This is a genomic window from Brevibacterium sp. RIT 803, from assembly GCF_016892625.1.
In the GTDB taxonomy this organism is placed as follows: domain Bacteria; phylum Actinomycetota; class Actinomycetes; order Actinomycetales; family Brevibacteriaceae; genus Brevibacterium.
The window spans coordinates 877,997-891,042 of the sequence record NZ_JAFEMW010000001.1; the positions used below are offsets into that span (position 1 = coordinate 877,997).

Genomic DNA, 13,046 nt, shown 5'->3' on the forward strand with positions numbered 1-13,046 from the left:
TGTCCACCAATGGAAATGGTTGTTCTCGTCGACCACGCCGGTGATCCTGTCGGCGTCCAGAGCAAGGCTGATGTGCATGGTCAGTCCACTCCTCGTCACTTGGCGTTCTCGTGTCACGTCGTCGACGGACAGGGGCGTCTCCTTGTCACACGGCGTGCGCTCGAAAAGCGGACATGGCCGGGAGTCTGGACGAATTCCTTCTGTGGACATCCCGGTCCCGGCGAAAGCCTTGATGACGCGGTCCGTCGGCGCGCCGAATTCGAACTCGGCCTGAGCGTCGAGAGCATCACGTGCGCCCTTCCCGGCTTCGGCTACGTGGCGCGAGATGCTTCGGGCATCGAAGAGAACGAACTCTGCCCCGTCTTCATCGCCCGCGCCGTTTCCGCCTTAGCACCGAACCCCGCCGAGGTGGCCGAGACTCGGTGGACGACCGCCCCGGAGCTGAGATTGGCGATCGCCTCGGCCCCTTGGGCTTTCAGTCCTTGGCTGGTCGCGCACTTCCCTGATCTCGAGCCGCTCATCGCCGAGCACATCGTCGAAGTGGAGGACGATGACTGACTCAGCCGCTCCCATTGGTGCCGTCGCATTCTCCTTCGAGGACAGGCTCGCACAGGTGCTCGCGGAGGGACGGAAGCGCTCCCGCACATTCTCCGCGCAATACGGTCAGTTGTGGGGCTCCCTCACACGCATGGCCACGGGCGGAAAGCTGATCCGACCACGACTGCTCCTCGACGCGCATTCAGCCTTGGGCGGCATGAACGAACGCGCCGCCGTAGATGCGGCCTGCGCCATGCAGCTGCTGCACATCGCCCTCGTCATCCACGACGACGTCATCGACAATGACACCATCCGTCGCGGTGAAGCCACGATCTCTGGAGAGTTCGCGTCTGAGGCAATGTCACGCGGTGCGCTGAGACGCGATGCCCACGCGTGGGGAGATGCGACATCGATTCTTGGTGGCGACCTCATGCTCACGCTCGCCCATTCGCTCCTCGCCCGTCTCGATGTCGATGACACCAGACGCCGGGCCGTCCTCGACATATTCGATGACACGATCATCGAGAGCGCTGCCGGCGAACACTCCGATGTGTGGATGAGCCTGCATCTCGAAGCAGCGAGATCTTCCGAAGTTCTGGCCATCGCCGATCAGAAGACCGCCGTGTATTCGTTCCAAGCACCGCTGCTCATCGCAGCCGTGCTGGCCGGCGCCAACAGGCCCCTCGTCGACGAACTGGCAGCCATCTCAAGGCAGATCGGAGTGATCTACCAGCTGCGCGACGATGTCCTCGGGCTCTTCGGCGACGAAGGACAGACCGGGAAATCCAATGTCAGTGATCTCCGTGAGGGCAAGGAGACCCTCTTGATCACTTTTGCTCGTTCCGATCCATCCTGGCCCGAGGTTCGGGCCCTCTTCGGGGATAGGATGCTGAGCAATGCCGATGGTGATCGGCTGCGCACCGTCATCGAGGAGTCAGGAGCACTCGTGTTCGTCGAATCAATGATCTCTCAGCGCTGCGAGGAGCTGTATCGACTCATCGCCGATGCAGCCCTGCCGCCGGCGTTGAGCCGCCAACTGATCCAGCTGACCTCCGACTGCAGCTCTCGCAGCGCATGAGCGCGGTGGGCATCCGAAAAGCCGTGGGGGCGCACGGCAAAGCCGAACCGCGGGTCGAGTTCGACGGAACCATGTGGAAGATACGCTCCTACGAGGCCGCCACCACCATGCTGCGTGCGCGCCATCGGACCACTCAGGCAGGATTCACCGCTGAGAAGATCCCGCGCGGCTACTTTCGAAAGCATCCCATACTGATCTCTGATGGTGACGATCACGATGCGCAGCGCAGAGAGGTCGCTCGCTACTTCGCCCCCGCAGTGGTCTCCGCGAAGTACGGAAATTTCATCCATGAGCGCGCTCAGGCCCTCGTCGACCGCGCCGTCGCGAACGGCGGACTTCGCCTCGATGAGGCGGCTCTGAACTATTCGGTCGAAGTTACCGCCGAGATCGTGGGACTCACCGAGTCCTCCATCGATGCGATGGCCAAGCGTCTCGTCGGGTTCTTCAAACAGCCACCTGTCGACCTCGCCGCTCCCGCGATGGGCCGAACGCGTCGCCAATGGGCCCAGGCTGCTGTCAACGGCCTTATGCCCATTGGCCGGTTCTACGTCCGCGATGTGCGACCGGCGATTCGCACCCGGCGCAGACGACGCCGCGACGATGTCCTCTCGCATCTGCTGTCCGCCGGCTACAGCACAGCGGACATCCTGGTCGAGTGTGTGACCTACGGCACCGCCGGCATGGTGACGACCCGCGAATTCATCACTATGGCCTGCTGGCATCTGCTGACAGATGACGATCTTGGCCGTCGCTACGCCGAGGCCTCGCAGCCCATCCGACTGGAGATCCTCGAGGAGATCATCCGCCTCGATCCGGTCGTCGGCCACCTCTATCGCCGGGCTCAAGCCGATATCGAAGTCTCAGACAACGGGTGCCCCCACACTATCTCCGCAGATGACCTGATCGATGTGTGTGTGAGAGAAACCAACACCGACCCGCAGGCGATGGGAGCAGCCCCGGACACGATCGTTCCCGGGCGCGAGCTGGAACGAGGGAAGGCCGCGACAGGGCTGAGCTTCAGCGACGGAGCCCACGCGTGCCCCGGCCAGCCACTGGCTCTCTACGAAACCGACGCTCTTGTGCACAAGCTCCTGGCCACTCGCCCACGCCTCCTCCGGGAGCCCGCAATCAGCTGGGACAACGTGATCGAGGGGTACCGTCTGCGTGGCCTGGACCTGAGCCTGATGGAACGGTCGCGCCCAGCAGCCGCCGGCCGGTCCACTCCGCAGCGCGGACGCGACAAGCCGCAGACCCCAGCTGTTGATCACTCCGGCCTGAGAATGACGCTATGAGCGCTTTCGAATACCTGCTGCTCATGGGTGCCTGTCTGCTGATCACGCTCCCCCTCGAACTGCTGTTCTCCGCCCGGGTCTATCGTCGCCCGAAGCTCCTCATCAGATCTCTCATCCCGATCATCCTCGTCTTCTCCCTCTGGGACATCTTCGCAATTTCTCGGAACCATTGGACGTACAATCAGCAGTTCGTCACCGGCATCCACCTCGGCAACCTGCCGCTGGAGGAACTCGTCTTCTTCATCGTCATTCCCGTCTGCGCCCTGCTGAGCTACGAAGCGGTCGGCACCGTAATCAACTTCGTGGCCGGAAAGTGCGGGACCAGGCTTGCCGGAAAGTCCGGGAGCAGGAAGGGCGGAGGCGATGATGCCTGAATACACGGTCATGACGGCGATCGGCATCGTTGTCGTCATCGGTCTCGAGATCTTCGTCTTCCGCAGCGGAATCTTCCGACGGACGCAGTACTGGGCCGCGCTGGCCATCTGTCTGGCATTCCAGTGCCTGGTCGATGGGTGGCTGACCAAGCTGAGAGACCCCATCGTCATCTATAATCCGTCTCAGTTCTTGAACGTGCGTTTTCCCTGGGACATCCCGATCGAAGACTTCGGATTCGGATTCGCCATGATCACCGCGGTGCTCATGCTCTGGCAGTGGCAGCTCAACCGATCACGCAAGGACGCCGCATGAGACCACGAGACCGATTTGCCGAGCACATCTCGGCACCAAAGGGACGTTCGCGGCCACTCAGGCCCAAACGGGTCACCGTCATCGGAGCCGGCATCGCCGGGCTCGCCGCGGCGGCGATCCTGGCCGAACACGGCGCCGACGTGACCGTGATCGAGAAGAACGACCACCTCGGCGGTCGTGTGGGTGCCTGGCCGATCGACAGCGAACGGACGATGAGCCGAGGATTCCACGCCTTCTTTCGGCAGTACTACAATCTTCGCGATCTGCTGCGCCGGGCGGACCCCGAGCTTGGCTGCCTGCAACCCGTCGACGACTATCCTCTCGTCCATCGCCGAGGCTCTATGGACACGTTCGCCTCGATCCCCCGCACCCCTCCGTTCAACCTCCTCGGGTTCGTCTGGCAGAGCTCCACCTTCCCGATCAGACAACTGCGCGACGTCGACATCGCGGCCGCGGTCGAGCTCATCGACGTCGAGTTCCCCGCGACATACCAACACTACGACGGTGAGTCCGCCGCCGAATTCCTCGACCGACTGCGGTTCCCCGATGACGCTCGCCATCTGGCTCTCGAAGTCTTCGCCCGCTCCTTCTTTGCTGATCCCACAGAGTTCTCCGCAGGTGAGCTCGTCGCAATGTTCCACACGTATTTCGCTGGTTCGGCAGAAGGCCTGCTCTTCGACGTCCCCGTCGATGACTACGACACTGCGCTGTGGGCGCCACTGGGCGAATACCTCAGGTCACTGGGAGTGACGATCCAGACCGGAACGACTGTGACCTCGATCGTAGCCACCGTTCCGGGCTGGACCATCTCGACGACAGACAGCGAGGTGCGAAGTGATGCGCTGGTCATCGCCGCCGACCCCTCCGCAGCCCGCGATCTCCTCGACTCAAGCCGCGACTCACTCGTGCACGCCGCGCCGGGGTCTGAGGAATGGCTGGACAGCTTCGCCTCACAGACCAACGCCCCCGCCTTCGCGGTACTCCGGCTCTGGTGTGAGGGAACCGTGGCAGATCATCGCCCGGCCTTCTTGGGCACCAGCGGCTATGACGTTCTCGACAATGTTTCGGTCCTCGAACGTTTCGAGGCCGGCGCCAGCGCCTGGGCACAGACCCACGGCGGTTCGGTTCTCGAACTCCATGCCTATGCTCTCGACATAAAAGCACGGCTTTCGGACCGCGATAGGGAGACCATCGTGGCTCGACTGCTGACCGACCTCCATCAGGTCTACCCCGAGACCGCTTCCCTGCTCATCGTGGACCAAGAGCTGCTCATCGAAGCCGACTGCGGGCTCACCGACACGCGCCCCTGGGATGAGAGGCCAGAACCCTCCACACCGATTCCGGGGCTGGTTCTGGCAGGAGACTACGTGCGCTGCAACACCCCGGTGGCATTGATGGAACGTGCCGCCACGACCGGCTATCTGGCAGCCAACCAGCTGCTCTCCTCCTGGAGGGTCGAGGGAACAGACCTGTGGTCACCGCCGACTCGAGGCCTACTTAGGCGGGGAGTGCTCGGGCGCATCAGGGGCCGTCCATGATCATGTGTCGTCCGGGACCATTACTGCGAATCGTCGAGAGGATCTCATGAAAGCTCCATCGAAACCCTATCTCCTGCCGACTGCCATGTGCGCAGCAGCAGCGGGAATCGGGGCGCTGGGGACGAAAGTCGGCTCCGACTGGTACAAGAACCTGAACAAACCGGCGTGGCAACCCCCCGGTTGGGTGTTCGGACCTGCATGGTCGACTCTGTACACTCTGACGGCAGTCGCCTCCGGACGGGTGTTGATGCGACTGCCGGACAGCCGGGCACGTCGAATCTACCTGAGTGAACTGGGCGCGAACATGGCAGTCAATGTGGCATGGAGCTGGCTGTTCTTCTCCGCCCGCCGTCCGGACGCGTCCCTGATCGACTCCGCCATCCTCGAAGCCTCAACACTGAGACTCCTGAAGAGAGCCGCCGCAGTTGACACCGCCTCAGCGCTTATGCTCGCACCCTATGCGGCATGGGTGGGATTTGCGACTGCGCTCAACGGGGAGATACTCCGCCTCAATCCCGACGAAGTTAGCCTTTCACCAAGGCGCATCGGAGCGTGCAGACTCTGATGGCCACTGCAGCTGACCACCTCACGCTGGTGTGGTTCCGTGACGACTTGCGCGTGGACGACCATGAGGCCCTCACCGCCGCGCGTGCCGATGGCCGCGTCATCGCCATCTGGATCCGCGAGGCCCGCGATGACGAGGGCCTCGGCCCCCGCCCCTTCGGCGGGGCATGCCGGTGGTGGACGCACGAATCGCTGAGAGTCCTCCAGGACGAGCTCGACGGCCTCGGCATCGATCTGATTTGCGCCGCCGGCCGCGCGGAGGAGATCATTCCGCAACTGGCCAGCAGCCTCGGCGTCGCTGCCGTGCGCTGGACCCGTCGCTACGCACCTGCCTCCCGTGCTCTCGACAGTCGTATCAAGACGTTACTGAGCGATCAGGGGTTCGCAGTGCATTCCCACACCGGTTCTCTCCTCGTCGAACCATGGACGGCGGCGCCGCAGAACGGTGATCACTACAAGGTCTTCACCCCGTTCTGGAAGGCCGTCGCGGGACGCGAGATCGGCGATGTGCTGCCGAGACCGGAAGGACAACCAGCACTGAGCCGGACCCTGCTCAGCAGAACACGTGAGTGCCCTGCCGTGACGGACCTCGACGGAGTGGGACTCCTCGACGGCACAGAGACGGGATTCGGAGACCTCGCCGCGACCACAGGGCCTCGCTGGTGGCAGAATACCGTCGCCCACCACTGGTCGCCAGGGCTGCGAGCTGCCGCGGACCAGCTCGATGATCTGTCTGCGAGCATTGACGGCTATAGCACCAGCAGGGACGTTCCCTCTGATGCGAGGAGTACCTCGCGGCTCTCGCCCAGGCTGCGCCACGGCGAACTGTCCCCACGACAGCTGCTCCATGCGGCACGGCGAGCTGATTCGATCACGCAGGAGGACCGGGCAGCGTGGATCCGTCAGCTCTACTGGCGCGAGTTCTCCTGGCACCTGACCTACCACTACCCAGAGATCGACTCCGCGCCGATCAGACCCGAGTTCCAAGTCTTTCCCTACGAGGAGGATGAGGAAGCCCTCGCCCACTGGAGATCGGGAAGCACCGGGTATCCACTCATCGATGCGGGAATGGCGCAGCTGTGGAAGACCGGATGGATGCACAACCGGGTGCGCATGGTCACGGCAAGCTTCCTCACCAAGAACCTGCTCCAGCATTGGTGGCACGGTGAACAGTGGTTCTGGGACACCCTCGTCGACGCCGATGAGGCCAACAACCCGGTCTCGTGGCAGTGGGTCGCCGGGAGCGGTGCCGATGCCGCACCCTATTTCCGCGTCTTCAACCCGGAGAGGCAACGCGAACGCTTCGACCCCGACGACGAGTTCGTCGACGACTGGCTGCCCTACACGCCGGAAGCGGCTCCCCCTCCCCTCGTCGAACTCAGGGACTCAAGGCAGGCCGCGCTGGGCGCCTACGATCAGATGAAGAGCATGTCCACCAGCGTTGGCACTGCCGATGACACCGAGTGATCGTGATGCTGAGGAGAATTGATATGACTGTGCAGACGACACGAAGGCCATGGTCCACACGCGTTGACGAGGCGATGGGAGTAAGAGCATGAAGGTGCTTCTGGCCGGATGTGGCGACCTCGGAACCCGGTTGGGTCTGAGACTGGTTCACAGCGGCCACGAGGTCATCGGGCTACGACGACGACCGGAGCGCCTGCCACCCTCGTTCGAACCCCTCGCTGCTGATCTCAGCCATCCCGGCGGCCTCACGATCAGCGACGTCGATGCAGTGGTGATCACTCTCACCCCCGATGACTACACCGACGAGGGCTATGACCAGACGTATCGGCGCGGGGTTGAGGGGTTGATCGGTGCGTTTGACTCCACGCCCGAGCGAGTGATCCTCGTGTCCTCGACTCGAGTCCTCGGCCATGCAGCGCCGGGCGAGGTCGCGAACGAGAACACTGTGCCCCGGCCTGATTCGGGTCCTGCCCGCACACTCTGGGAAACCGAAGAACTCATCAGGGAGACGTTCTCTTCCGCTTCGATCGTGCGTGCAGCCGGAATCTACGGCCGTGAGCATTCACGGTTCGTCGACGGGGTCCGATCGGGCCGAGCTGTCAATCACCGACGGTGGACGAACCGCATCCATCATGTTGATCTCATTCGAGCTTTGGAAGCTCTCCTGTTCAGTTCTGACCCGCCTCAGCTGCTGCACGCCGTGGACGCTCTCCCTGTCCAGCTGGGCGAGGTCGTCGAATTCCTGGCCGCCGCCCTGAATGTCTCGACTCCACCAGATCTGCCTGCAGAACTCGAGGCAGGCAGACGAATCGACAACGCCCGGTTACACGATTTCATCGGGAATTTGGAGTTTCCGACGTTTCGGGTTGGATACTCGCACCAGCTGGGGTTCACGATGTGAGCTGCCGCGACGAATCGGGCGCCAGTTCTGCACTTTCGTGACAGGGTTCCGACGTTGCGCCCGTACGTCCCGAAGCTACGGGCATACACTGAGGCATGGCTGAATACAAGACAGGCGACACGGTGACAATCACCGGCGAACCCATGAATGGAAACACCGGCAAGATCGAGCTCTTCGACGAGAAACGCGGCAAGTACCTCGTTCGCGTGAACGACCTCGCGCAACATTACTACAGCGTCGACGAGCTCGAGCCGTCCAAAGCCTGAGAAGCTGCCACGTTCCCGCATACATTGTCGACGGGCAGCGGTCCCGGGCTCGAGTCACCTCGAATGCGTTTGAGGACCAGTTCGGCGCTGATCAGACACATCGGCACACCGACCCCGGGAGCGGTTGTCGCACCCGCGTAGTAGAGCCCCTCCACCTTCTTGGAGGCGTTCTGCTGGCGGAACATTGCGCTCTGGCGCAGCGTGTGGGCGGGTCCGAGCATCCCCCCGAGCCACGAATTGTATCGGCGTGAGAAATCCGTCGGACCCTGTGTCTGCCGAAATCTGATCCGATCTCTCAGGTCGGGGATCTCGGCCCATCGGGCGATCTGATCGATGGCTCGATCCGCGGCACGTTCGATGAGCGGATCTCCCTGCCCATCACGGCCACCGGCGCCGAGTCCGGCATCAGCAGGCACAGGAATGAGAATGAAGAGGTTCTCGTGGTTGGGTGGGGCCACCGTCGGATCGGTGTGGCTGGGTTTGCACACATATGCCGATGCTGGCGAGGAGATCTTCTGCGCAGGCCCGAAGATGTCATCGAAGTTCGTCGACCAATCGTCGGTGAAGAACAGCGAATGATGAGGAAGCTGCGGTATCTCGCCGTCGACTCCGAGGAAGACCAAGACGGCTCCCGGACCACTAGTCACTCGCTCCCACCAGCTCTCGGGGTAGCTCCGATCGATCTGGTCCAGCAGCTGCGTCTCGGTGTGGTGGAGATCAGCGGCGGAGACGACGAGGTCACTGCGGTGGTCGTGATCCCGGCCCTCTTGATCCGTCCAGACGAGGCCGGTGACTTTCCGACGTCGACCTTTCTGTGGGACGGCAGATATGTGCCTGACCGCGGAGCCTGTGTGCACTCGGACTCCTGACTCATCTGCGAGTCGGGCCAGGGCGTCGACGATCGACTTGAACCCTCCCATCGGATAGAGGACCCCGTCACTGAGGTCCAGTGCACTCATCAGGTGGTAGAGAGCCGGCGCCTTCCTCGGATCTGTGCCGAGGAAGATGGCCGGATACTGGAGGATCTGTCGCAGCACCGGGTTGTGGAACGACTGAGAGGCGTGGTGTTCCAGGGAGGTGGTCAGCAGTCGAGCCAACGCGGGAAGCGCTGTAAGCAGCTCTGTCCGGAGAATCGACTTCGGTGAGGTGAAGGGATTGTACAGGAAGTAGTCGAGCGCCAGGTCTTTGGTGCGACCGGCCGAGGCCAGATATCTGCGCAAGCTGCGGCCGCTGCCACGTTCGATTCGTTCGAAGGTGTCAAGAACCGCGGCACTGCCGTAGGGGATCGTGACCGGCTGCTCTCGCTGACCTTTCGTGACGGGACTGAATACGGTGTAGGCGGGGTCGAGAGTGCGCAGGTCGAGTTCAGTCGCCGCAGTCGTGCCGAGAAGATTGAAGAAATGTTCGTAGACCTCCGGCATCAGATACCACGACGGTCCAGTGTCGAATCGATAGCCGTCTGATTCGATCGAACCGATGCGCCCGCCCAGAGTCGAGCTCTGCTCGAAGAGATCGACTGTGTGTCCCTCACGTGCCAACAGAGCTGCAGCGGCGAGACCGGCCGCACCTCCGCCGACCACGCTTATGCTCTGACCCCTCATCTGGTCTCCCTCGCCGTGACCAGCAGCGCCTTTGCCGTGAGCTGAGCCTTACTCGCGTTCGGAATGCGCACCCGCTCTCGGTAGAGGCGTTCGACCGGAGTGTCCGCGATCTTGTCACTGAGAGCGGTGAAGAGCGCCGCAGCGCTTCGCACCGCGGCTCTGGCGTCTTTGGGCAACAGCGCGATCGTGGCGTCGGCTCGGGCCAACTGCTGCCGAATCGTTTCCACCCACCGGTCCTTGTCGGCCTCCGTGAGTCGGGAGTCGGCACTGAGATAGCTGCGACCCAACCGCAGACTGTCATCTGCCAGGTCGCGGAGGAAGTTGATGTTTTGGAATGCGGCTCCCAGCTGGCGAGCACCGTGCTCCAGCTCCTCGGTCTGGGACGGAGTCCTGGACCGATTGCAGAGGAAGACCTTGAGGCACATGAGTCCGACCACTTCGGCCGAGCCGTAGACGTAGGTCCGATGTTCGTCCTGGTCGAAGCCACGGACCGAGGCGAGCGCCTGATCGGGGGTGTCCAGGTCTGCTCTCATCGAGGCGAAGAATGGCTCGATGAGGTCGACGGTGATTCCGGTTGCCCTCGCAGTGTGGGCGAACGCATGGATGATGAGGTTGTCGCTGATGCCGAGTTTCAGAGCGGTGCGAGTCGCGTGGACGAAGTTCTCGAGCATCTCATTCTGCTGCCGGGAGTCGAGGCCCGCATCGGCCGCAAGTCCGTCGACGATCTCATCGGCGATGCGCACCAAGGCATAGATGTTGCGGATGTGATGGCGATGAGCGTGCCCGAGCAGCCGCGTGGCCAAACCGAATGACGTCGAATAGTTCGAGATGACGACCCGGGCTGCCTGCTGCGCGGTCCGATTGAAGACGTCGTGAGTTGGTGAGCTGCTCACTTCCTCGGCCTCTCTCCCGCTTCAGTCCGCGGTCCGGCAGCTGCGGTGGTGCGACCGTGTAAAGTCGCGCCCCCGCTGCCGAAGGGGGATGTGCGGCATCTGCCTCGAGGGAACATAACTGCTAGCTTAGCTAACGATTACTCGGATGGGCTCAATTTCACCGAGATTTCTTCGCCGCTCGGGCGATGTTCTTCGCCATGGCCGGAAATATGAATCGGTGGAACGGCGAGACGAACCCCCAGTACAGCTGGCCGCGAATGCCCCTGGGTATGAAGATTGCTCTTTGCCTCAAGTCGCTGCCACGGCCGGCCCTGCTTGTGGTGAATTCGAGCCACGCCCTACCAGATACTCGCATTTCCGCTCTCAGCAGCAGTCGATGCCCCGGCTCAAGCTCCTCGACTCGCCACCAGTCGACAGGGTCTCCGACTCGAAGACGATCTGGAAGTCGCCGCCCTCGATTGAGGCCGGCGCCGCCGACGATCTTGTCCCACACTCCCCGTACCCGCCACGCCAACGGCCACGAGTACCAGCCATTTTTCCCACCAATGCCTTCGACAACCGGCCAAAGCTGTTCGGGAGTCAGATCAGGGAAGTGCAATGTCCGATCATCGGTGAAAACGCGCTCTCCTGCCCATTCGGGGTCATTGGGCAAGGGCTTCGCCGCCTGGGCAAGCCCTCCGGTGTCGGCGTCCCAATTGGTGTCGACGGCCCCTTCGGCCTCACGCAGCAGCGCCAGCCGCACGGACTGCTCAAAGTTGAGCAGACCCTCGGGCGGCGGAGGGATGACTTCGTCGACATCGCGGTCGGCGGTCACAGCGTCCTCCTGCAACGATTGGACGAGCGGCAGGGTCAGCGTGAATGGCAGTGGAGTGACGAGACCGACCCAGATGCCCGACAGTGTCGGCGCAGGCAGCGGCAGAGCGAGCACGTGCCGGGGTTTGAGACCGGCGATCCCAGCGAAGGTCTTCATGATCTCGGCGTACTCGAGGACGTCGTGCGATCCGATGTCGAATGCGCGATTGACATCGTCGTCGACATCGACGGCGCTGAGGAGGTAGTAGAGCACATCACGGACGGCTAGCGGTTCGACCCGGTTGGTGACCCACCTCGGCGCCGGCATCAGCCGCAGCGTCATAGCGAGGTGACGCACCATCTCAAAGGAAGCCGATCCCGATCCGATGATAATGCCCGCCTGGAACGCGATGGTGGGGACCTGCGAGTCGATGAGAATGCGTCCGACTTGGGCGCGAGAGCGCATGTGCATGGACAGGTCCGCCTTGTCAGGATGGAGCCCGCCGAGGTAGACGATGCGTCGAACCCCGGCTGCCTCGGCCGCCTCGGCGACCCGCCGGGCCGTCGCAGCCTCCTTCTGTTCGAAATCCTGCCCTGAGCCCATCGAATGAACAAGATGATGGATGACCTCGACTCCGGTGGCGGCCTCGACGAGGCCGTCCCCGTCGTCAAGATCAACACGATGGACGTCGACCTGATCCACCCACGGCACCTGCTCGAGCTTCTGTGGTGATCTCACTGCGACACGAACATGGTGACCGGCCTGGAGCAGGCGAGGAACGAGTCGTCCCCCGATGTAACCGGTGGCCCCAAGCACGAGAACAGTTCGAGGATGTGGGGAAGGAACGATGGTTTCAGGATGGGATTGTGCCATGCGTCAGTCCTTAGGAGTCATCAAGCTCTGAGCAGCAATCATGCCATAGCGGATGGAAATCCACCGTGCGCATCCATCACCACGGGTTCGCCTCCTGCCACTTCTCAAACCAGTAGCGATCCCCCTGGCAGTGAGACTTGGAGGGCTTGAAGCCCTTGAGTGCCGAATGCTCCCCCAGCCAGGTGCGCACCAGACCGGGCACCTCCTCCATCTGATCCCGCCAGTCATCGAGCGCAAGAAGGAGCACGGCGCCGTCCTTTGCGGGGAGCCGACACGAGTAATTAGGCAGCCCGTCGGTGTTCTGCGAATGCGTATAACTGATCTGATCGCAGCCAGTCGTGCGGTAGAAGCGAATGAACTCACCGCAGACAACTGAGCACAGCGACTTGAAATCCTGATACTGCGAGAGCCATTCCGGTCGGTGATATTCGCTCATGCGTTCTATTATGCTTCCGCTGTGCGGTGTTTGTGAATCCGATTGTGGAATACTCGCTGCTACCAAGATGTCGACGATCCCGCCGAAATAGGGTTGCTTCCAGCCCGTGAAACAGTTTCT

General features: G+C 62.5%; 14 protein-coding genes. 10 read left to right on the top strand and 4 right to left on the bottom strand.

Annotated features, from left to right (window positions below; genetic code table 11):
• Positions 1 to 15: 15 nt before the first annotated feature.
• The 10 genes from idi (at position 16) to JTF07_RS04025 (ending at position 8,330) form a co-directional block, all read left to right on the top strand.
• On the top strand, positions 16 to 558 hold the full coding sequence (idi, locus tag JTF07_RS03980; RefSeq protein ID WP_204233581.1) for an isopentenyl-diphosphate Delta-isomerase: 543 nt from the start codon (positions 16 to 18) through the stop codon (positions 556 to 558).
• Positions 551 to 1,615 carry a polyprenyl synthetase family protein gene (locus JTF07_RS03985; RefSeq protein ID WP_204232993.1) on the top strand — a complete coding sequence of 355 codons (1,065 nt, stop codon included), beginning with the start codon at positions 551 to 553 and terminating at the stop codon, positions 1,613 to 1,615. Before idi ends, JTF07_RS03985 begins: the two co-directional genes overlap by 8 nt.
• 5 nt (positions 1,616 to 1,620) lie before the next feature.
• Positions 1,621 to 2,907 carry a cytochrome P450 gene (locus tag JTF07_RS03990; protein ID WP_353843865.1) on the top strand — a complete coding sequence of 429 codons (1,287 nt, stop codon included), beginning with the start codon at positions 1,621 to 1,623 and terminating at the stop codon, positions 2,905 to 2,907.
• Positions 2,904 to 3,281 carry a lycopene cyclase domain-containing protein gene (gene crtYc / locus JTF07_RS03995; protein ID WP_204232994.1) on the top strand — a complete coding sequence of 126 codons (378 nt, stop codon included), beginning with the start codon at positions 2,904 to 2,906 and terminating at the stop codon, positions 3,279 to 3,281. Before JTF07_RS03990 ends, crtYc begins: the two co-directional genes overlap by 4 nt.
• Positions 3,271 to 3,594 (top strand): lycopene cyclase domain-containing protein, encoded by a 324-nt coding sequence (locus tag JTF07_RS04000; RefSeq protein ID WP_204232995.1) that lies wholly within the window; start codon positions 3,271 to 3,273, stop codon positions 3,592 to 3,594. The genes crtYc and JTF07_RS04000 overlap by 11 nt, the downstream gene beginning before the upstream one ends.
• Positions 3,591 to 5,132: an FAD-dependent oxidoreductase gene (locus JTF07_RS04005; protein ID WP_204232996.1), complete on the top strand. Its 1,542-nt coding sequence runs from the start codon at positions 3,591 to 3,593 to the stop codon at positions 5,130 to 5,132. Before JTF07_RS04000 ends, JTF07_RS04005 begins: the two co-directional genes overlap by 4 nt.
• A gap of 46 nt (positions 5,133 to 5,178) precedes the next feature.
• Positions 5,179 to 5,697 (top strand): TspO/MBR family protein, encoded by a 519-nt coding sequence (locus JTF07_RS04010; protein ID WP_204232997.1) that lies wholly within the window; start codon positions 5,179 to 5,181, stop codon positions 5,695 to 5,697.
• The gene (locus JTF07_RS04015; protein WP_204232998.1) at positions 5,697 to 7,163 is read left to right on the top strand and encodes a cryptochrome/photolyase family protein; all 1,467 of its coding nucleotides are present in this window, start codon (positions 5,697 to 5,699) and stop codon (positions 7,161 to 7,163) included. The genes JTF07_RS04010 and JTF07_RS04015 overlap by 1 nt, the downstream gene beginning before the upstream one ends.
• An 88-nt stretch (positions 7,164 to 7,251) precedes the next feature.
• Positions 7,252 to 8,064, top strand: a complete 813-nt coding sequence (locus tag JTF07_RS04020) for an SDR family oxidoreductase (RefSeq protein WP_204232999.1) — start codon at positions 7,252 to 7,254, stop codon at positions 8,062 to 8,064.
• A 95-nt stretch (positions 8,065 to 8,159) separates the two neighbouring features.
• Positions 8,160 to 8,330 carry a transcription termination/antitermination protein NusG gene (locus JTF07_RS04025; protein ID WP_204233000.1) on the top strand — a complete coding sequence of 57 codons (171 nt, stop codon included), beginning with the start codon at positions 8,160 to 8,162 and terminating at the stop codon, positions 8,328 to 8,330.
• Here JTF07_RS04025 and crtI read toward each other — a convergent pair.
• The 4 genes from crtI to JTF07_RS04045 all read right to left on the bottom strand — a co-directional run bounded on the left by crtI (position 8,294) and on the right by JTF07_RS04045 (position 12,926).
• A complete protein-coding gene (crtI, locus tag JTF07_RS04030; RefSeq protein WP_204233001.1) occupies positions 8,294 to 9,931 on the bottom strand; it encodes a phytoene desaturase family protein in 1,638 nt (545 codons plus the stop codon). The two genes, JTF07_RS04025 and crtI, sit on opposite strands and share 37 nt — an antisense overlap.
• Complete coding sequence (locus tag JTF07_RS04035; RefSeq protein WP_204233002.1) at positions 9,928 to 10,824, bottom strand: phytoene/squalene synthase family protein; 897 nt, start codon at positions 10,822 to 10,824, stop codon at positions 9,928 to 9,930. The genes crtI and JTF07_RS04035 overlap by 4 nt, the downstream gene beginning before the upstream one ends.
• 157 nt (positions 10,825 to 10,981) lie before the next feature.
• The gene (locus JTF07_RS04040) at positions 10,982 to 12,490 is read right to left on the bottom strand and encodes an SDR family oxidoreductase (RefSeq protein ID WP_204233003.1); all 1,509 of its coding nucleotides are present in this window, start codon (positions 12,488 to 12,490) and stop codon (positions 10,982 to 10,984) included.
• A gap of 76 nt (positions 12,491 to 12,566) precedes the next feature.
• Positions 12,567 to 12,926: a hypothetical protein gene (locus JTF07_RS04045; RefSeq protein ID WP_204233004.1), complete on the bottom strand. Its 360-nt coding sequence runs from the start codon at positions 12,924 to 12,926 to the stop codon at positions 12,567 to 12,569.
• Positions 12,927 to 13,046: the final 120 nt, after the last annotated feature.